The 18,272-nt window shown below is 69.7% G+C and carries 16 protein-coding genes; 9 read left to right on the top strand and 7 right to left on the bottom strand.

Annotated elements, in window-relative coordinates:
* Complete coding sequence (locus AB0H88_RS01400) at positions 1–603, bottom strand: helix-turn-helix domain-containing protein (RefSeq protein ID WP_357639747.1); 603 nt, start codon at positions 601–603, stop codon at positions 1–3.
* Positions 604–703: 100 nt separating this feature from the next.
* Between AB0H88_RS01400 and AB0H88_RS01395 the strand changes: the two genes are divergently transcribed.
* From AB0H88_RS01395 to AB0H88_RS01385, 3 genes are all read left to right on the top strand, one after another.
* Complete coding sequence (locus tag AB0H88_RS01395; RefSeq protein WP_357639744.1) at positions 704–1,894, top strand: cytochrome P450; 1,191 nt, start codon at positions 704–706, stop codon at positions 1,892–1,894.
* A 7-nt stretch (positions 1,895–1,901) separates the two neighbouring features.
* Complete coding sequence (locus AB0H88_RS01390) at positions 1,902–2,093, top strand: ferredoxin (RefSeq protein WP_225298721.1); 192 nt, start codon at positions 1,902–1,904, stop codon at positions 2,091–2,093.
* Between the two features lie 702 nt (positions 2,094–2,795).
* Entirely contained in the window at positions 2,796–3,242 is a 447-nt protein-coding gene (locus AB0H88_RS01385; RefSeq protein WP_225298648.1) for an SAV_6107 family HEPN domain-containing protein, read from the top strand.
* 466 nt (positions 3,243–3,708) lie between these two features.
* On the opposite strand, the gene AB0H88_RS01380 is transcribed toward AB0H88_RS01385, so the two are convergent.
* The 6 genes from AB0H88_RS01380 to AB0H88_RS01355 form a co-directional block, all read right to left on the bottom strand.
* A complete protein-coding gene (locus AB0H88_RS01380; RefSeq protein ID WP_357639741.1) occupies positions 3,709–3,993 on the bottom strand; it encodes a hypothetical protein in 285 nt (94 codons plus the stop codon).
* Positions 3,994–4,509: 516 nt separating this feature from the next.
* Positions 4,510–5,004: a transcriptional regulator gene (locus AB0H88_RS01375; protein WP_026214021.1), complete on the bottom strand. Its 495-nt coding sequence runs from the start codon at positions 5,002–5,004 to the stop codon at positions 4,510–4,512.
* Positions 5,005–5,476: 472 nt separating this feature from the next.
* Positions 5,477–6,343: a universal stress protein gene (locus tag AB0H88_RS01370; RefSeq protein WP_357639739.1), complete on the bottom strand. Its 867-nt coding sequence runs from the start codon at positions 6,341–6,343 to the stop codon at positions 5,477–5,479.
* Positions 6,340–7,764, bottom strand: a complete 1,425-nt coding sequence (locus tag AB0H88_RS01365; protein WP_357639736.1) for an amino acid permease — start codon at positions 7,762–7,764, stop codon at positions 6,340–6,342. The genes AB0H88_RS01370 and AB0H88_RS01365 overlap by 4 nt, the downstream gene beginning before the upstream one ends.
* Before the next feature lie 17 nt (positions 7,765–7,781).
* Complete coding sequence (gene arcC / locus AB0H88_RS01360; RefSeq protein ID WP_357639734.1) at positions 7,782–8,717, bottom strand: carbamate kinase; 936 nt, start codon at positions 8,715–8,717, stop codon at positions 7,782–7,784.
* 3 nt (positions 8,718–8,720) lie between these two features.
* Positions 8,721–9,965, bottom strand: coding sequence for an arginine deiminase (locus AB0H88_RS01355; RefSeq protein ID WP_357639733.1), 1,245 nt, complete (start codon positions 9,963–9,965; stop codon positions 8,721–8,723).
* Between the two features lie 237 nt (positions 9,966–10,202).
* On the opposite strand from AB0H88_RS01355, the gene pyrR reads away from it, so the two are divergent.
* From pyrR to AB0H88_RS01325, 6 genes are read left to right on the top strand one after another with little or no spacing between them, the layout of a single operon-like run.
* Positions 10,203–10,772, top strand: a complete 570-nt coding sequence (pyrR, locus tag AB0H88_RS01350; RefSeq protein WP_357639731.1) for a bifunctional pyr operon transcriptional regulator/uracil phosphoribosyltransferase PyrR — start codon at positions 10,203–10,205, stop codon at positions 10,770–10,772.
* Positions 10,769–11,686, top strand: coding sequence for an aspartate carbamoyltransferase catalytic subunit (locus AB0H88_RS01345; RefSeq protein WP_225298664.1), 918 nt, complete (start codon positions 10,769–10,771; stop codon positions 11,684–11,686). Before pyrR ends, AB0H88_RS01345 begins: the two co-directional genes overlap by 4 nt.
* Entirely contained in the window at positions 11,683–12,969 is a 1,287-nt protein-coding gene (locus tag AB0H88_RS01340) for a dihydroorotase (RefSeq protein WP_357639728.1), read from the top strand. Before AB0H88_RS01345 ends, AB0H88_RS01340 begins: the two co-directional genes overlap by 4 nt.
* Positions 12,966–14,072 carry a glutamine-hydrolyzing carbamoyl-phosphate synthase small subunit gene (carA, locus tag AB0H88_RS01335; RefSeq protein ID WP_357639726.1) on the top strand — a complete coding sequence of 369 codons (1,107 nt, stop codon included), beginning with the start codon at positions 12,966–12,968 and terminating at the stop codon, positions 14,070–14,072. The genes AB0H88_RS01340 and carA overlap by 4 nt, the downstream gene beginning before the upstream one ends.
* Positions 14,059–17,355, top strand: a complete 3,297-nt coding sequence (gene carB / locus AB0H88_RS01330) for a carbamoyl-phosphate synthase large subunit (RefSeq protein WP_357639725.1) — start codon at positions 14,059–14,061, stop codon at positions 17,353–17,355. Before carA ends, carB begins: the two co-directional genes overlap by 14 nt.
* Before the next feature lie 55 nt (positions 17,356–17,410).
* Positions 17,411–18,268, top strand: a complete 858-nt coding sequence (locus tag AB0H88_RS01325; protein ID WP_357639722.1) for a dihydroorotate dehydrogenase electron transfer subunit — start codon at positions 17,411–17,413, stop codon at positions 18,266–18,268.
* The last annotated feature ends 4 nt before the right edge of the window (positions 18,269–18,272 follow it).

Here is an 18,272-nt window from a genome sequence, read left to right as displayed (position 1 = left end):
TCATCCGATCGATGAAAGGCCGCGCAGGGCGAGCTCGGCGGCGCGCACGGCCGACTTCTCCGCCTGCTCCAGCGACCCGCCCCGGTTGATGGTGGAGATGACCGCGAGCTTGACGGCGCCGATCAGCGCGCCCACGGCCGCGGCCGCGTCCACGTGGTCGAGCTCGCCGGGAAAGGCGTCCTCCAGCGCCCGCGCCAGCTGGAGCTGGTTGTCGAACAGCAGATGCAGCGCCCGTGCCTGCAAGGAGGGGACGGTCATGATGAGCCGCATCCGCAGGGGCACTTCCATGATGGAGAGGTCGTCGTCGCTCGCCCACCGCAGGCTCGCCCGTACGAGCCGCAGCAGCAGGTCGGCGACGCGCTCGCCGGGCTTCCTGGACGAGATCATCTCGACGGCCCGCGCCATGCGCGACGCGCCGTCGAAGAACAGCACGTCCTCCTTACTGGCGAAGTAGCTGAAGAACGTCCGCGTCGACACCTCGGCCTCGGCCGCGATCTCGGCCAGCGTGGTCTCCTCGAAGCCCTTCTCGTCGAACAGCCGGAGCGCGGCCTCGATCAGCGCCCGGCGTGTGCGCTGCTTCTTGCGCTCCCGTAGTCCCACCATGTCGGGAACTGTACCGCCGAACTTAGGGATTTTCATCCATTGAAGTTTTGCAGCGAATGAGGTTTTCTGGTGGAGTTGACCACGCGAAAGGAGTCACACCATGTCGGATCTGACCCTCACCACCACCCGCCAGCGCCCCTTCGATCCGCCCGACGAAATCGCCGAGCTACGAGAACAAACGCCGATCCACCGCATGACCTACGCCGACGGGCACCTCGGCTGGATCGTGACCGGCTACGCCGCCGCCCGCGCCGTGCTCGCCGACGCGCGCTTCAGCAACCGGCCCGAGCTCATCCACCCGCCGATCCCGGCCCGGATGCAGCTCGCGAAGGAACAGGGTTTCCGGGTGCCGCCCGGGTTCTTCCTGCGCATGGACGCCCCCGAGCACACCCGCTACCGCAAGCTCCTCACCGGCCAGTTCACCGTGCGCAGGATGAAGGAGCTGGAGCCGAGGATCGCCGAGATCACCGAGGCCTGCCTGGACGCCATGGAGGCCGCGGCCAAGCCGGTTGACCTGGTGCAGGAGTTCGCGCTGCCCATCCCGTCGCTGGTGATCTGCGAGCTGCTCGGGGTGCCGTACGAGGACCGGGCGCAGTTCCAGGAAGACACCAAGGTGCTCGTCAACCTGGAGACCAAGGCCGAGGACGCCGTCGGCGCGATGACCCGCATCTCCGCGTACCTGTACGGGCTGATCCAGCGCAAGCGCGCGAAGCCGGAGGGCGACCTGCTCAGCGGGCTGATCGAGAACGGCGAGCTGAACGACGAGGAGCTCACGGGCGTCGCGTTCCTGCTGCTGGTGGCCGGCCACGAGACGACCGCGAACATGCTCGGCCTCGGCACCTACGCGCTGCTCACCAACCCCGCCCAGCTCGCCCTCATGCGCGACGACCCGGCCGCGGTCGAGAACGGCGTCGAGGAGCTCCTGCGCTACCTCACGATCATCCACCTCGGTCCGGTCAGGAGCGCGCTGGAGGACGTCGAGATCGAGGGCCGGCTCGTCAAGGCCGGCGAATCGGTCACGATCCACCTCCCGGTGGCCAACCGCGATCCGTCCCGCTTTCCGGACGGCGACGCCCTCGACCTGGCCAGGCCCGCCACGGGCCACCTCACGTTCGGCCACGGCATCCACCAGTGTCTCGGCCAGCAGCTGGCCCGGGCCGAGATGCGCATCGCCTACCCGGCGCTCCTACGGCGCTTCCCCGGCCTACGCTTGGCCATATCACCGGAGGAGGTGCCGATGCGCTCGGATATGAGCATCTATGGTGTGCACCGCCTCCCTGTCACCTGGTAGGTCAATGATGGAGATCAAGGCAGACACGACGGTGTGCATCGGTGCGGGCATGTGCGCGCTGACGGTGCCGGCGATATTCGACCAGAGCGAGGAGGAGGGGACCGTGGTGGTCCTTGACTCCACCCCACCGGCCGAACTGGAAGACGCCGTCCGCCGCGCTGTGACGCTGTGCCCGTCAGGCGCCATCTCGGTGGTCTGAGGCAGCCGCCCGCACGGGTTTTCGATTTGCTGGGTTCTCTGCGTCGACGGCGGGTGCCTTCTTGCCGTACGGACTGGACGGCCGTCTTACGGCTTGCCCGGCCCGAACCGCCCCCGCCGTCGCCGCGACCGTCTTCTGGCGCGATCGTCTATCGGCCCTCGGTTGCCGATACCCAGCGCGGACGCGCCACTTTCGCGGACCAGCTGGGCCCGGACCGCTGACTGCGGACCTCTGGGTGCCCCCGAGCTTGCTACCCGCTTCTGTGCTGCCCGCTGCTACGCCCTCTCACGTGTCCCTGCGTGTCTTCTGCGCATCCCCTCACCCCGTCCCAGCCCGTCCCGCTGCACGTCAATCGGCGTATCGTCCTCCCTCCCTCACACTGATCGAATCTGTGTTCGTAGAACAGGTTGACACCGAGCGTGATCGAAATTATGTTCGACCTAGTGACGTGAGGCTCGCGGCTCACGTCGTAGGACCTGGTCGCGGGCCGTTCGCTTCCCCCAAGCGAGACCCGCGATCAGGCTCCAGGGCGAAGGGCGTGTCCTCGTCGTCGGCGGAGACGAGTGGGCGCGTCCTGGCCGGACGGGGTGCGGGGAAGCTCCTCGTCCGGCCAGCCCGGCGGAATTGTCGGTGGGGTCTGCGAACCTTGGCTTCACCGGCGGAGACGCCGGGAGCCGCCATGACTCCAAGGAGGCGCGCAAGATGGCACCAAGGCTCAGCGACACGCAGGGGCCCCGGCTGTCGCCCGCGGTTAGGGCGCACCTGACGGATTCACATTCCTGCCTGGCGGAGGCGACAGCAGCTCGCACCCCGGCATCCCGATACGTGGCAGCGCACCTGGCAGCCCTGCGAGCGGCGGCGGCGATCCTGGCCGCCCGCCCGCGCCCGATGGAAGGCCGCAGGCGCCGCCTGCGCAGCGCCTGGGAGCTGCTCCCGGAGGCGGAGCCCAAGCTCGCGGAATGGGCCGCCTACTTCTCGGTGAGCGCCGCCAAGCGCGCCGCCGCCGAGGCCGGCATGGTCCGTGGCGTCAGCGCCGCTGACGCGGACGAGCTCCTGGCCGAAGCCGACACCTTCGTCGCCGTAGTCCAGGACATCCTGGGCGTCCCTGCTCAACCCCAACTCCCGGTCGAGGTCCCCCTGGCCGGCTGACCACACCGCTCGCGCCGCCGCCATCGGCGGCGAGTGGGCAGCCGGACAACCCGAACACGAGCGAACACACCGACCCAGGCGAGGGCCAGCAGACCATCCCGACCATGGACGACCACGCCAACCCGGTGGAAGCAGAGCACGACGCCTGAAGCATGCGCAAAAACGCGGGTGCAGCGAGGACGCACCGGACGCAACCGCGCGGCGACGAAGGCGAGTTGTGTTCCGCCTTCGTCGCCGCGTCGATCTGCTCTGCCCCGAGTGCTCCTGTCCGCTCTACGCGCCTCAACCTGCTCGCTCGGTGTCGCACCACGCCCGATGTACGTGTCCCGCCATGCTCGGTGCGCGGGTCTCCTGACCTGCTCGCTCCGCGGGGCCCGGCCTGCTCGCTCCGCGGGGCCCGGCCTGCTCGGCGTACGAGTCCCGGCCGGGCTGCGCGTACGTCCTCAGCGGCGCGTCAGGGGGTGGTTCACATCGGATCGCACAGCGGTACGGTGCTGTAATCCTCGCCGTTCACCGGCCGGATGTCCTGCCAGCGCACCCACTGGGCCTGGCCCATGTGCTCGGTGCCGTCGTCGGTGTTCAGCGTCTGCGGGGGCCATAGCAGGAATCCCCACCGCTCTCCTTCCGTATCGCCCCACGCCAGCAGATAACGCGCTTCGCCGCCGTCGCCGGTGGTCGAGAACGTCGTCGCGGCATGTTCGACGATCGGCGGCCGCCACAACCCTGGTAGGCCTTTCGTGTCGAGATGCATTGATCCATTATACGAACTGGCGTTCGATATTGCTAGGAAAAGTGCCGTCTCCCTGGCTCTGTCTGGGCGAACGCGGTGGGCCTCTGGGCGGCCGGACTCCGCTGGACCTGCGCGACTGGACCTGCGTGTGTGGTCGTGTGGACGCGGTGGAGGTGCGGATACGCGCGAGGGTGTGCGGCTGGGCCCGCGCTGTGAATGTGCCCCGGGATGGGCGTGGGCGTGCGGAGGACCGTGTTCGGCAGGCTTGGGCGGGGGTGTGCCGCTGGGCTCGCGCCGGTGAACTCGCGCGGCGGGACCTACGGAATCGCGAAGAGGCTTCGGGGCCGCGAAGAGCCGGCAGGCACGGCGATTGGCAGCGTGCGTCGCGAAGGGCCTACGGGGTCGCGTAGGGCCTGCGAGGGCCCCAGGTGTGTCCTCATGCTCCCGTACGGAGGTTCACCGTGCCGCCGTACGGGAGTGCGAAGAAGAAAAACAGGGACGCGCCCGTCACATGGCGCGCCCCGAAAACAGGAGTGGTCAGAAGGACTCGACGGCGCGGCGGGCCTCCGCGTCGAGGACGCCCCAGCTGATGAGCTCCTCTGTCAGCTCACTCGGCGACTTGTCGTAGATCACGGCCAGGGAACGCAGGTCCTCCTGGCGGATCGACAGGACCTTCCCGTTGTAGTCGCCACGCTGGCTCTGGATGGTGGCCGCGTAACGGGCGAGTGCCCCGGCCTTCTCCTTCGGCAGCGTCGCAAGACGTTCCAGGTCGATGACAAGCTTCGGTGTCGGGCCGAGCGGGCTCGGCGCGGCACCGCCGGGCAGCAGCTCGGAGACGGGCACCCCGTAGAAGTCGGCAAGCTCGGCAAGTTTCTGAACCGTTACAGCACGGTCGCCCCGCTCGTACGAGCCCACGACCACGGCTTTCCACCTGCCACGCGACTTCTCTTCGACTCCATGCAGGGACAGGCCCTGCTGGGTGCGGATGGCGCGGAGTCGTGCACCCAGCGACTTTGCGTACTCAGACGGCATCGTGTGGCCCCCCGGCTCTCGTATGTAGCGCTCTCAGTAGATTGTGCTCCCTTGCGGCGAATGCCCCGGCCACCGGGGGGTGTGTGCCTTGTTGGGCACCATCGGTAGCCATGGCTCTGGGTTTACCCCATAACGCCGCGCAGTGTGGTTACGCACAGTGACGGTAAAGGGGCGGACGCCGAAGGTCAAGCTGATTGGAAAAAAGATGCCGAATCCGATCCGGGATGGAACGACTTAATAGCCCCTCTTGTCCCATGAGTAACAATACTTCGTCACTGTTTGTCCGGTGACAGGCATGGTGGAAATCACCTCTAAACCATGTCAGTGATCGCGTGGAGACCGAGGTGAGAGGCCTTGAGAAGGCCGGTGAGGGCCGCCCAAGAGCACTGCCGAGAGCGCGGCGACGAGCGATGGGGCGGCTGAAGTGGCGGGCGGTGGGGCCGGCGGTGGGGCGGCTGGTGTGGCGCCGGGGTCAGTGTTGACGGGTTAGGATCATGACTGGACACGTGGCCGCACGGACGATTTTGAGCGAGGTGTCCCCGAGGAACACCCGCCGCAACGGCCCCGCGTTGCTGGATGCGCAGATGAGCAGTTCGCCCGGCGACCACGACGTCTGGCCCATGGCCTGTGCCACGTCGCGGCCCTCCAGGATCTCGAACTCCGCCCGGATGTGCCGCCGCTGCCCGGTGGCCGCCTCTTGCAGGTCGTCCGCCACCTGGTCGCGCAGCCGCGTGAGCATGTCCTCCTCGATCTTGGCGCGGCGGGCGCCGCGGACCAGCAGGGTGACCAGCCGCAGCGGCACGTCAAGGATGACCGCGGCCTCTGCGGCGTCGCGCACCGCAGCGTCGGCGCAGGGGCCGCGGCGGTAGGCGACCGTGATCCGCTCGAGGGCCGCGGGCAGCGCGTCCGCGTAACCGCGCGGGACCAGCATGACCGGCACCGTCGAGGAGTGCAGCAGCTGGTCGGCGGTGCTGCCGACGGAGATCCGGCCCCTGCCGCCGCCCGGCGCGGAGCCGATCACGACGACGTCGGCCGCGCGTTTGCGGGCCAGGTCAACCAGGCCGCGTCCACTGCCTCTATTGGTGTGGACGACGTAGTCCGCCTTGCCCCCGGTGAGCGCCCGGGCCTGCCCGAGCGTGGCCTGCGCCTGTTCTTGCAGGTACTTGCGCCACTCGGTCAGGTCGGCGCGCGCGGGCCCCGGCGTGGTCCACACGGGCGGCTGCACGTACGCCACCGTCAGCTGCCCCTTGACCTGTCCGGCCAGGAGCACGGCCAGCGCCAGCGCGTCACGTCCTCTCGGCTCGGGGATGAATCCGGCCAGCACGCTTTCGAGCTTCATCTGGGCACCTCGGTGTTCAACCGCGAGTGGCGATAGCCGTACAGGAAGTAGCAGATCAGGCCCGCCAGCATCCAGAGGCCGAACGCCTGCCAGGTGACGCCCGCGAGACCGGCCATCACGATGACGCAAAAGATCGTGCCGAGGATCGGCGTGGCGGGGAAGAGCGGCGTGCGGAAGCTGCGCGGCAGCTCGGGGCTGCGGTAGCGGAGCACGAGCACGCCGATGTTGACGATGGCGAAGGCGAACAGCGTCCCGATGCTCGTGGCCTCGGCGAGCTGGCCCAGCGGCACCAGTCCGGCCAGTACGGAGATGAACGCCGCCACGATGAGCGTGTTGGCGACGGGGACCTGGTGGCGCGGGTTCACCTTCTGGAAGATGTGCGGGATGAGCCCGTCGCGGGACATGGCGAACAGGATGCGGGTCTGGCCGTAGATGACGGTCAGGACGACGCTGGCGATGGCCACGACGGCGCCGAAGGAGACGATCAGGCCCGGCCAGGTGGCGCCGGTGGCGAGGTTCACGATGTAGGAGAGGCTGGCTTCGGTGCGCTCGGGGTCGAAGTCGGTCCACGGCATGGCGCCGATCGCGGCCACGGCCACCAGGACATAGACGACCGTGACGATGGCCAGCGACAGGATGATCGCCAGGGGCAGGTCGCGCTTGGGGTTCTTGGCCTCCTCGCCGGCGGTGGAGGCGGCGTCGAAGCCGATGTAGGAGAAGAACACCTGCGAGGCGGCGGCCGTGACGCCCGCCACGCCCATGGGCGCGAACGGCGAGAAGTGCCCGGCCCTGAACGCGGTGAAGGCCACCACACAGAAGAAGACCAGCACGGCGACCTTGATGAGCACGAACACGGCGTTGGCCGTGGCGCTCTCCGACGCCCCGCGCAGCAGCAGCCAGGTGGCCAGCAGCACGATGAGGATCGCGGTGACGTTGACCACACCGCCGTCCTGGCCGGGGGAGTGGGTGATCGAGGCGGGCAGCGTCCAGCCGAACAGGCTGTGCAGGAAGGAGTTGAGGTATTCGCCCCAGCCGACCGACACCGCCGCGACCGACACCGCGTACTCCAGCATGAGGCACCAGCCGCAGATCCAGGCGACGATCTCGCCCAGCGTCGCGTACGCGTAGGAGTAGGACGAGCCGGACACCGGGATCGTGCCGGCCAGCTCCGCGTACGACAGCGCGGAGAACAGCGCCGTGATCGCGGCCAGCACGAAGGCCAGCACGACGGCGGGACCCGCCTTCGGCACGGCCTGCCCGAGGATGACGAAGATGCCGGTGCCGAGCGTGGCGCCGACGCTGAACAGCGTGAGCTGCCACAGCGACATCGTGCGGCGCAGCTCACCGCCCTCGCCGTGGCCGCCTTCGGCCACGATCTGGTCGGTGGGCTTGATGCGGAAGAGCCGTTGGGCGAGTGCCATCGAAACCTCCTGGAGCCCTAAAGCGTGCTGGTCAGCGGCCAGCGGGCGTTCGGCGTGACGATCGTGCCCGCGGTGCCTTCCAGGATCTGCTCCGCCTGCCCGAGCTCGCCGATGGCCGCCATGTCGCCGGTGGTCTCCACGAAACGGCAGACCGCTTCCACTTTCGGCCCCATGGAGCCCGCTGGGAAGTCGAGGGCGCGTAGTTCGTGCGGGGTGGTGTTCGCGAGCTCGCTCTGGTGGGCCGTGCCGAAGTCCTTCAGTACGCGCGGCACGTCGGTCAGGATGAGGAAGGCGTCACATTCGAGCGCCTCGGCCAGCATCGACGCCGTGGAGTCCTTGTCGATGACCGCCTCGACACCGGACAGGCGGCCGTGCTCGTCGCGGATGACCGGGATGCCGCCGCCGCCCGCGCAGATCACCACGACCCCCTCGCGGACCATCTTGCTGATCAGCCGCGTCTCCACCACGCGCTGCGGGGTGGGGGAGGGGACGACGCGCCGCCAGTCGTGGCCGTCGGCGGCGACCGTCCAGCCGTACTCCTTGGCCAGCTTCATGGCCTCGTCCTGGTCGTAGACCGGGCCGACGAACTTGGTCGGGTTCTCGAAGGCCGGATCGACCGCCGACACGAGCGTCTGGGTGACCATGGCCAGGACCTGCCGGCCGGGCAGCGCGTTCTGCAGGGCCTGCAGCATCCAGTAGCCGATCATGCCCTGCGTCTCGGCGCCGAGCGTGTCGAACGGGTAGGGCCTGGTCAGGCGGGGGTCGTTGGCGCTCTCCAGCGCCAGCAGGCCCACCTGCGGCCCGTTGCCGTGGGTGATGATCAGCTCGTGCTTCTCCGCGAGCTTGGCCAGCGTCTTGGCCGCGTTGGTGACGTTGGCGATCTGCGGCTCCACGTCCGCCCGCTGGCTGCGCCGGAGCACCGCGTTGCCCCCCAGGGCGACGATGACCCTCATCGCTCAGATGCCGTCTCGCTCGAGCGGGCAGCTCATGCAGCGCGGCCCGCCGCGCCCCCTGCCGAGCTCGCTGCCCCGGATCGTGATGACCTCGACGCCGTTGTCGCGCAGGAAGTTGTTGGTCGTGGTGTTGCGCTCGTAGGCGACGACCACGCCCGGCTCGATGGCCAGCGCGTTGCAGCCGTCGTCCCACTGCTCCCGTTCGGCGGCGTAGACGTCCTGCGTCGGGATGAGGACCTTGATGTCGTCCAGGTCCAGGGCGCGCGCCATGGCCCGGTGCATGTCCTCCGGCGGGTGGTCGGTGACCTTGAGCTCCTTCTCGGTGTCGCCCGGCTCGATTGTGTACGAGGGCAGCATGCCCAGCCCCGCGTACTTGGTGAACACGCCCACGTCCACCATCGTCATCACGGTGTCGAGGTGCATGAACGCGCGGGCCTTCGGCATGTTCAGAGCGACGATCTTCCGCGCGGAGCCGGCCTGGAACAGCCGCTGCGCGAGCATCTCGATGGCCTGCGGCTGGGTGCGCTCGCTCATCCCGATCAGCACCACGCCGCGCCCGAGGACCAGCACGTCGCCGCCCTCCAGCGTGGCCGGCGCGATCGACTGGCCGGGCAGCCACACGTTGTAGCCGCCCTTCTGCGGCCGGCCGAACCCGTCGGCGAAGGTCGGATGGAACTCGTAGACGGCCTCCATGTTCACCGTCTCGCGCATGCGCGCCTTCTTCTTCATCGCGTTGATCGAGACGCCGTCGAACACCCAGCAGGAGGTGTCACGGGTGAACAGGTGGTTCGGCAGGGGCGGCAGGATGAAGTCGTCGTCGCCGGCCGCGTGGTAGGACATCGACTTCGGGTCGCAGCCCGCCGCGACCATCTCGCGTTTGGTGATGCCCCCCGTCAGGTACACCTGCAGGGTCTTGGAGTCCATGGAGTCGAGGGTGTTGCGGATGTCGTCGACGGCCAGCGGGCCCATGAAGCGCTCGTCGAGAATCCCGTCGAGGATGTGCTTGCGCGCCTCGGGGATCTCGACCGTCTCTTGAAGCAGGTCCGCCAGCAGGTGGACCTTGATGCCCCGCTCCCGCAGCACCTGCTGGAACTCCTCGTGCTCCTCCATCGCGCGCTGCACCCACAGCACGTCGTCGAAGAGGAAGGCGTCCTTGTTGGTCGGGGTGAGCCGCTTGAGCGCCAGGTCGGGCTTGTGCAGCAGCACCTGGTAGAGCTTGCCCACCTCGGAGTCGACATGGAAGGTCATTGTCCCTGTATCCCCTCGAAGCAGGCGGACGTCAACGCGCTGGCACCGCCCGCGGTGCCCGTCACGTGCCCCGCGTGGACGGTTCCGACACGGAAAGGGCGGGGAAATTACCCAACCGTGGGCGGCCATGGGGAGTAGGTGGCAAGAGTTCTGGCTGGTAGCCCCTGGTACTGTGTGTCACGACCAACACCCTTTTAAGACCCGTCCCGTGAGGCGGGAAAGGTGGTGAGCTCTGCCATGTCCGACACTCCGACCGACCAGACGCCCCTGTCAAGGGCCGTCCTGGAGGGCCCGGACATCCACCGGGCGCTGACTCGGATCGCGCACGAGATCCTCGAACGAACCAAGGGCGCCGACGGTGTCGTCCTGCTCGGCATCCCGACCCGCGGCGCCACGCTGGCCCGCCGGCTGGGTGACCGCATCGAGCGCTTCGAAGGCGTCAAGATCCCCGTCGGCTCGGTCGACATCACGATGTACCGCGACGACCTCCGGCTCCGGCCCGCCCGGCCGCTCGGCCACACCGAGCTGCCGCCCGACGGCATCGACGGCAGGATCGTGGTGCTGGTGGACGACGTCCTGTACTCCGGCCGCACCGTCCGCGCGGCACTCGACGCGCTCAACGACCTGGGCCGCCCGACCGCCGTACAGCTGGCCACGCTGGTCGACCGGGGCCATCGCGAGCTGCCCATCCGCGCCGACTACGTCGGCAAGAACCTGCCGACCGCCAAGAGCGAGAAGGTGAAGGTCTACCTGGAGGAGACCGACGGGCGCGACGCCGTGCTCCTGATGAAGGAGGAGGCCAAATGAACCGCCATCTCATCTCCGCGGGCGACCTCGGCAAGGACGACGCCCTGCTCATCCTCGACACGGCCGAGGAGCTGGCGAGAGTCTCGGAACGTTCCATCAAGAAGCTGCCGACGCTGCGCGGCCGTACGGTGGTCAACCTGTTCTTCGAGGACTCCACCCGCACCCGCATCTCCTTCGAGGCGGCGGCCAAGCGGCTGTCGGCCGACGTCATCAACTTCTCCGCCAAGGGCTCCAGCGTCTCCAAGGGCGAGTCGCTGAAGGACACGGCGCTGACGCTGGAGGCGATGGGCGCCGACGCGGTCGTCATCCGCCACGGCGCCTCCGGCGCGCCGCACCGCCTGGCCAACTGGGTGCACGGCAGCGTCGTCAACGCCGGCGACGGCACCCACGAGCACCCCACGCAGGCGCTGCTCGACGCCTTCTCCATGCGCCGCCGTCTGGGCGGCCTGGACGGCCGCAAGGTCACGATCGTCGGCGACGTCCTGCACAGCCGGGTCGCCCGCTCCAACGTGCTGCTCCTGGCCACGCTCGGCGCCGACGTCACGCTGGTGGCGCCGCCCACGCTGCTGCCGGTCTCGATCGACACCTGGCCGTGCGCGGTCTCCTACGACCTCGACGCGGTGCTGCCCAAGTCCGACGTGGTGATGATGCTGCGGGTGCAGAAGGAGCGGATGAACGCCGCCTACTTCCCGAGCGAGCGCGAATACTCCCGCCGCTACGGCCTCGACCGCGACCGGTTCGCCAAGATGCCCGATGAGGCCATCGTGATGCACCCCGGGCCGATGAACCGGGGCATGGAGATCGCCGCCGAGGTGGCCGACTCGCCGCGCTCGACCATCGTCGAGCAGGTCGCCAACGGTGTGACCATCCGCATGGCCGTCCTGTACCTGCTGCTCGGGGGAGAGACTTCGTGATCATTCGCAACGTACGGATCGTCGGCGGCGAGCCCGTCGACATCCGCATCGAGGACGGGGTGATCGCCGAGATCGCCCCGCGGATCGAGGGGGAGGCGGCGATCGACGGCGGCGGCGCGATCGTGCTGCCCGGCCTCGTCGACCTGCACACCCACCTGCGCGAGCCTGGCCGCGAGGACGCCGAGACCGTGCAGACCGGCACCCAGTCGGCCGCCCGCGGCGGCTACACCGCCGTGCACGCCATGGCCAATACCTCGCCCGTCGCCGACACCGCGGGCGTGGTCGAGCAGGTCTGGCGGCTGGGCCGGGAGTTCGCCCACTGCGACGTCCAGCCGGTCGGCGCGGTCACCGTCGGCCTGGAGGGCAGGCAGCTGGCCGAGCTCGGCGCGATGGCCGACTCCGCCGCCCGGGTCCGCGTCTTCTCCGACGACGGCAGGTGCGTCGACGACGCCGTGCTGATGCGCCGCGCCCTGGAGTACGTCAAGGCCTTCGACGGCGTGATCGCCCAGCACGCCCAGGAGCCCAGGCTGACCGGCGGCGCCCAGATGAACGAGGGCGTCGTCTCCGGCCGGCTCGGCCTGACCGGCTGGCCGGCGGTCGCCGAGGAGGCGATCATCGCCCGCGACTGCCTGCTGGCCGCGCACGTCGGCTCCCGGCTGCACGTCTGCCACGTCTCCACGGCCGGCTCGGTGGAGATCCTGCGCTGGGCCAAGTCCAAGGGCTGGAACATCACGGCCGAGGTCACCCCGCACCACCTGCTGCTCACCGACGACCTCGTCGAGGACTCGCCGGTCGGCGCCTACAACCCCATCTACAAGGTCAACCCGCCGCTGCGCACCCGCGCCGACGTCGAGGCGCTGCGCGCCGCGCTGGCCGACGGCACGATCGACATCGTCGCCACCGACCACGCGCCCCACCCGGTCGAGGACAAGGAGACCGAGTGGTCGGCCGCGGCCATGGGCATGGTCGGCCTGGAGACCGCGCTCAGCGTGGTGCAGGAGGCCATGGTGGACACCGGGCTGCTCGACTGGGCCGGCGTCGCCGAGCGCATGTCGGTCGTGCCCGCGCGTATCGGCCGCCTGTCGGGGCACGGGCAACCGATCGAGGTGGGCGTGCCGGCCAACCTCACGTTGTACGACCCGTCCGTCCGTACACAGGTGGATCCGTCCGCCTTCGCGTCGAAGAGCCGCAACACGCCGTACGAGGGCATGACGCTCCCCGGCCGGGTCGTGGCGACCTTCCTGCGCGGCAAGCCGACAGTACTTGAAGGGAAGCTGGTGTGACTTCTGCGCTGCTCGTTCTGGAGGACGGTCGCGTCTTCCACGGAACCCCGTATGGCGCCGCGGGCGAGACGTTCGGCGAGATGGTCTTCAACACCGGCATGACCGGCTACCAGGAGACCCTCACCGACCCGTCCTACCACCGGCAGATCGTCGCGATGACGGCTCCCCACATCGGCAACACCGGCGTCAACGACGAGGACCCCGAGTCGGGCCGCGTCTGGGTCGCCGGCTACGTCGTACGTGAGCCGTCCCGTGTGGTCTCCAACTGGCGGGCCAACCGCTCGCTGGAGGACTACCTCAAGGAACAGGGCGTCGTCGGCATCGCCATGCCCGGCACCCGCGCGCTCACCCGCCACCTGCGCGAGCGCGGCGCCATGCGCGCCGGGATCTTCACCGATCCGTCCGCGCCGGTCGAGGAGCTCGTCAAGCGCGTACAGCGAGTGCCGGCCATGGCGGGCGCGAGCCTGGCCGCCGAGGTGGCCACGGCCGAGCCGTACGTCGTGCCGGCCATCGGCGCGAAGCGGTTCACGGTCGCGGCCGTGGACCTGGGCATCAAGGGCATGACCCCGCACCGGATGGCCGAGCGCGGCTGCGAGGTGCACGTGCTGCCGGCCACCGCCACGTTCGAGCAGATCATGGAGGTGGGCCCGGACGGGGTGTTCTTCTCCAACGGCCCCGGTGACCCGGCCACCGCGGACGTCTCCGCGCTGCGCGGGGTGCTGGAGGCGAAGGTGCCGTTCTTCGGGATCTGCTTCGGCAACCAGCTGTTCGGCCGGGCCCTGGGCCTGTCCACGTACAAGCTGCGCTACGGCCACCGGGGGGTGAACCAGCCGGTCCAGGACGTACGGACCGGCAAGGTGGAGATTTCGGCCCACAACCACGGCTTCGCGGTCGAGGCGCCGCTCGGCGAGCCGTTCGAGACCCCCTACGGCCGGGCCGAGGTCAGCCACGTCAACCTCAACGACCGCTGCGTGGAAGGGCTGCGCCTGCTCGACGGGCGCGCCTTCAGCGTGCAGTACCACCCTGAGGCCGCCGCCGGGCCGCACGACGCCGCCTATCTTTTCGACGAGTTCTGTGAGGTCATGAGCCGTGCCCAAGCGTGATGACATCGGGTCCGTCCTGGTGATCGGCTCGGGGCCGATCGTGATCGGTCAGGCGTGCGAGTTCGACTACTCCGGCACCCAGGCCTGCCGCGTGCTGCGCGACGAGGGGTTCCGCGTGATCCTCGTCAACAGCAACCCGGCGACGATCATGACCGACCCCGAGTTCGCCGACGCCACCTACGTCGAGCCGATCACCCCCGAGTACGTCGAGAAGATCATCGCCAAGGAGCGCCCCGACGCGCTGCTGCCGACCCTGGGCGGCCAGACCGCCCTCAACACCGCCGTCGCGCTGCATGAGTCGGGCGCGCTGGAGCGCTACGACGTCGAGCTGATCGGCGCCGACTTCGACGCGATCCAGGCGGGGGAGAACCGCGAGAAGTTCAAGGAGATCGTCGCCAAGGTCGCCCGCGAGCACGGCCTGAACGCGGAGTCGGCCAATTCGGTCGTCTGCCACACGATGGACGAGTGCCTGGCCGCCGTCCCCGAGCTGGGCTACCCGCTGGTCGTGCGGCCCTCCTTCACGATGGGCGGCGTCGGGTCCGGGTTCGCCTACGACGAGTCCGACCTGCGGCGCATCGCCGGGGCCGGGCTGGACGCCTCGCCGACCACCGAGGTGCTCCTGGAAGAGTCGATCATCGGCTGGAAGGAGTACGAGCTCGAGGTCATGCGCGACAAGCGCGACAACGTGGTCATCGTCTGCTCCATCGAGAACATCGACCCGATGGGCGTCCACACCGGCGACAGCGTCACCGTCGCCCCCGCCCTGACGCTGACCGACCGCGAATACCAGAACATGCGCGACGTCGCGATCGCGGTCATCCGTGAGGTCGGCGTCGACACCGGCGGCTGCAACATCCAGTTCGCGGTCAACCCGGCCACCGGCCGCATGATCGTCATCGAGATGAACCCGCGCGTGTCCCGGTCCAGCGCCCTGGCCTCGAAGGCCACCGGCTTCCCGATCGCCAAGATCGCCGCCAAGCTGGCCATCGGCTACACCCTCGACGAGATCCCCAACGACATCACCAAGGAGACCCCGGCGTCGTTCGAGCCCACGCTCGACTACATCGTGGTCAAGGTGCCGCGGTTCGCCTTCGAGAAGTTCAGGGGCGCCGACCAGACCCTCACCACGCACATGAAGTCGGTGGGCGAGGCCATGGCCATCGGCCGCTCCTTCCCCGAGGCGCTGCAGAAGGCGCTGCGCTCGCTGGAGAAGAAGGACTCCTCCTTCACCTGGGCCGGCCCCCAGCGGCCGAAGGCCGAGCTCATCGAGGAGTCCCGGATCCCGCACGACGGCCGGCTGCGCACCGTGCAGCAGGCCATCCGGGCGGGCGCCACCGCCGAGGAGCTCTTCGAGGCCACCAACATCGACCCCTGGTTCCTCGACCAGCTGTTCCTGCTGGACGAGGAGGCGCGGACCGTCGGCGAGGCCACCGAGCTGACCGCCGAGGTGCTGGAGCGGGCCAAGCGCCACGGCTTCAGCGACGCGCAGATCGGCGAGATCCGCGGCATCGACGAGGCCCGCGTACGCGACCTGCGCCACGCGCTCGGCCTGCGGCCGGTCTACAACACGGTCGACACCTGCGCCGCGGAGTTCGCGGCCAGGACTCCTTACCTCTACTCGGCCTACGACGAGGAGAGCGAGGTCCCGTACGGCGAGCGGGAGAAGGTCATCATCCTCGGCTCCGGGCCGAACCGCATCGGCCAGGGCATCGAGTTCGACTACGCCTGCGTGCACGCCTCCTTCGAGCTGTCGCGGGCCGGGTTCGAGACCGTCATGGTCAACTGCAACCCGGAGACGGTCTCGACCGACTACGACACCTCCGACCGGCTCTACTTCGAGCCGCTCACCCTGGAGGACGTGCTGGAGGTCGTCCACGCCGAGCAGCAGACCGGCCCGGTCGCGGGCGTGATCGTGCAGCTCGGCGGGCAGACGCCGCTCGGCCTGGCGCAGGCGCTCAAGGACGCGGGCGTGCCCGTGGTCGGCACCTCGCCCGAGTCGATCCACCTGGCGGAGGAGCGCGGCGCGTTCGGCCGGGTGCTCGCCGAGGCGCAGCTGCCCGCGCCCAAGCACGGCACCGCGACGACCGTCGCCGAGGCGCTGGCCGTGGCCGAGGAGATCGGCTACCCCGTGCTCGTGCGGCCCTCGTACGTGCTCGGCGGGGCCGGCATGGCCATCGTCTACGACGACGCGACGCTGAGCACCTACATGGCGGCCCAGGAGGGCGGCCATCCGGTGCTGGTCGACAAGTTCCTCGACGAGGCCATCGAGATCGACGTGGACGCCCTGTTCGACGGCGAGGAGCTCTACCTGGGCGGCGTCATGGAGCACATCGAGGAGGCCGGCATCCACTCCGGCGACTCGGCGTGCGCGCTGCCGCCGATCACGCTCGGCAGCAACGACATCAAGCGCATCCGCGCCGCCACCGAGGGCATCGCCCGCGGCGTCGGGGTCCGCGGGCTGCTGAACGTCCAGTACGCCATGTCGGCCGGCGTCCTGTACGTCCTGGAGGCGAACCCGCGCGCCAGCCGTACCGTGCCGTTCGTCTCCAAGGCCACGGCGGTGCCGTTGGCCAAGGCGGCGGCCCGGGTGATGCTGGGCTCCTCGATCGCCTCGCTGCGCGCGGAGGGCATGCTGCCCGCCACGGGCGACGGGGGCACGCTGCCGCTGGAGGCGTCGATCGCGGTGAAGGAGGCGGTGCTGCCGTTCAACCGCTTCCGCGGCGTCGACATCGTGCTCGGGCCCGAGATGCGCTCCACGGGCGAGGTCATGGGCATCGACGAGTCCTTCGGCGTCGCCTACGCCAAGTCGCAGGCGGCCGCGTACGGGGAACTGCCCGTCAAGGGCCGGGCCTTCGTGTCCGTGGCAAACCGGGACAAGCGTGCGATGATCTTCCCGGTGCGGGCGCTCGCCGACCTCGGGTTCGAGATCCTGGCCACCGAGGGGACCGCTGAGGTGCTGCGCCGCAACGGTGTCCATGCCAAGATCGTGCGAAAGCAGAGCGAGGGGCCCGGAGCCGGAGGTGAGCCCACGAGTGTCCAGTACATCCTCGACGGCGAGATCGACCTGATCGTCAACACGCCGTTCGGCAGTCCGGGCCAGTCCGGCCCGCGACTCGACGGCTACGACATCCGCACCGCCGCCGTGCTGCGCGGCATCCCGTGCATCACCACGGTCGCCGGCCTCGCCGCCGCGGCCGCGGGCATCCAGGCCATCGTGCGGGGCGACGTCGGCGTACGGTCCCTCCAGGAGCACGGGCGGGCGCTGCGGGCGGCAGGGGCGTAGGGCTCGATCGGCGGCAGGCTCCCGCGGGAGGTGAAGAGGACTGGCCGGCACTCCGGTGCAGGTGACGGGCACGGTGCTGACCACGCGCCGGGTCGACGCCTACCATGCCCTCACCGTGGTGGCGCCCGGCATCGCCGAGCGCTACCGGCCCGGCCACTTCGTGTCCGTCGCCGTCGGCGGGGCCCACACGTCCATGGTGACGCGGCGGGCCTTCTCCATCCATGACGTCAAGCCCGACTACGGCGGCACGGTGGAGCTCGTCTTCACCGTGCGCGGGCCCGGCACCGCGTGGCTGGCCGAGCGCCGCGCGCGTGACACGATCGACCTCGTCGGGCCGCTCGGCCGGCCCTTCCCGCTGCCCCGCGACCCGGTCCACTGCGTGCTGGTCGGTTCCGAGTACGGCTCGGCGGTGCTGTTCCCGGTGGCCGACCAGCTCATCGAACGCGGCTGCCGGGTCGACTTCGTGCTGGGCGGCGCCAGCGCGGACCGGGTGTTCGGCGCCATGCGGGCCAGGCGGATGGCCCAGACCACCACGCTCACCACCGAGGACGGCTCGCTCGGGCTGCGCGGCCGGGTGACCGACGCGCTGCCCGCCGTGATCGCCGACACGCGGGCGGACGTGGTGTACGCGTGCGCGCCCATGGAGACGCTGCGGGCCGTCACCGCGGTGGCGATGGAGTTCGACATCCCGGTTCAGGTGGCGGTGGAAGAGGCGATGGCCTGCGGGATCGGGGTCTGCATGACGTGCGTGCTGCCGGTCATCGGCGACGACGGCGTCACCCGGATGGTGCGGGCCTGCGCCGAGGGGCCGGTGTTCCGGGGGGAACGGGTGCGGTTCGAGGACGTGGGGACGATCCCGTTCGACGCGCTGGGGGCGCCTGGGGGCGCGGGCGGTGCTCGCCATGCGGGCTGACACT

The sequence above is a fragment of the Nonomuraea sp. NPDC050680 genome (assembly GCF_040654555.1).
GTDB lineage: Bacteria > Actinomycetota > Actinomycetes > Streptosporangiales > Streptosporangiaceae > Nonomuraea.
This window is presented reverse-complemented; position numbering and strand designations above follow the sequence as displayed.

Bases quoted from the DNA above. Each gene is read 5' to 3' on its own strand.
- AB0H88_RS01400 (WP_357639747.1), bottom strand. From the start codon at position 603: ATGGTGGGACTACGGGAGCGCAAGAAGCAGCGCACACGCCGGGCGCTG.
- AB0H88_RS01395 (WP_357639744.1), top strand. From the start codon at position 704: ATGTCGGATCTGACCCTCACCACCACCCGCCAGCGCCCCTTCGATCCG.
- AB0H88_RS01390 (WP_225298721.1), top strand. From the start codon at position 1,902: ATGGAGATCAAGGCAGACACGACGGTGTGCATCGGTGCGGGCATGTGC.
- AB0H88_RS01385 (WP_225298648.1), top strand. From the start codon at position 2,796: ATGGCACCAAGGCTCAGCGACACGCAGGGGCCCCGGCTGTCGCCCGCG.
- AB0H88_RS01380 (WP_357639741.1), bottom strand. From the start codon at position 3,993: ATGCATCTCGACACGAAAGGCCTACCAGGGTTGTGGCGGCCGCCGATC.
- AB0H88_RS01375 (WP_026214021.1), bottom strand. From the start codon at position 5,004: ATGCCGTCTGAGTACGCAAAGTCGCTGGGTGCACGACTCCGCGCCATC.
- AB0H88_RS01370 (WP_357639739.1), bottom strand. From the start codon at position 6,343: ATGAAGCTCGAAAGCGTGCTGGCCGGATTCATCCCCGAGCCGAGAGGA.
- AB0H88_RS01365 (WP_357639736.1), bottom strand. From the start codon at position 7,764: ATGGCACTCGCCCAACGGCTCTTCCGCATCAAGCCCACCGACCAGATC.
- arcC (WP_357639734.1), bottom strand. From the start codon at position 8,717: ATGAGGGTCATCGTCGCCCTGGGGGGCAACGCGGTGCTCCGGCGCAGC.
- AB0H88_RS01355 (WP_357639733.1), bottom strand. From the start codon at position 9,965: ATGACCTTCCATGTCGACTCCGAGGTGGGCAAGCTCTACCAGGTGCTG.
- pyrR (WP_357639731.1), top strand. From the start codon at position 10,203: ATGTCCGACACTCCGACCGACCAGACGCCCCTGTCAAGGGCCGTCCTG.
- AB0H88_RS01345 (WP_225298664.1), top strand. From the start codon at position 10,769: ATGAACCGCCATCTCATCTCCGCGGGCGACCTCGGCAAGGACGACGCC.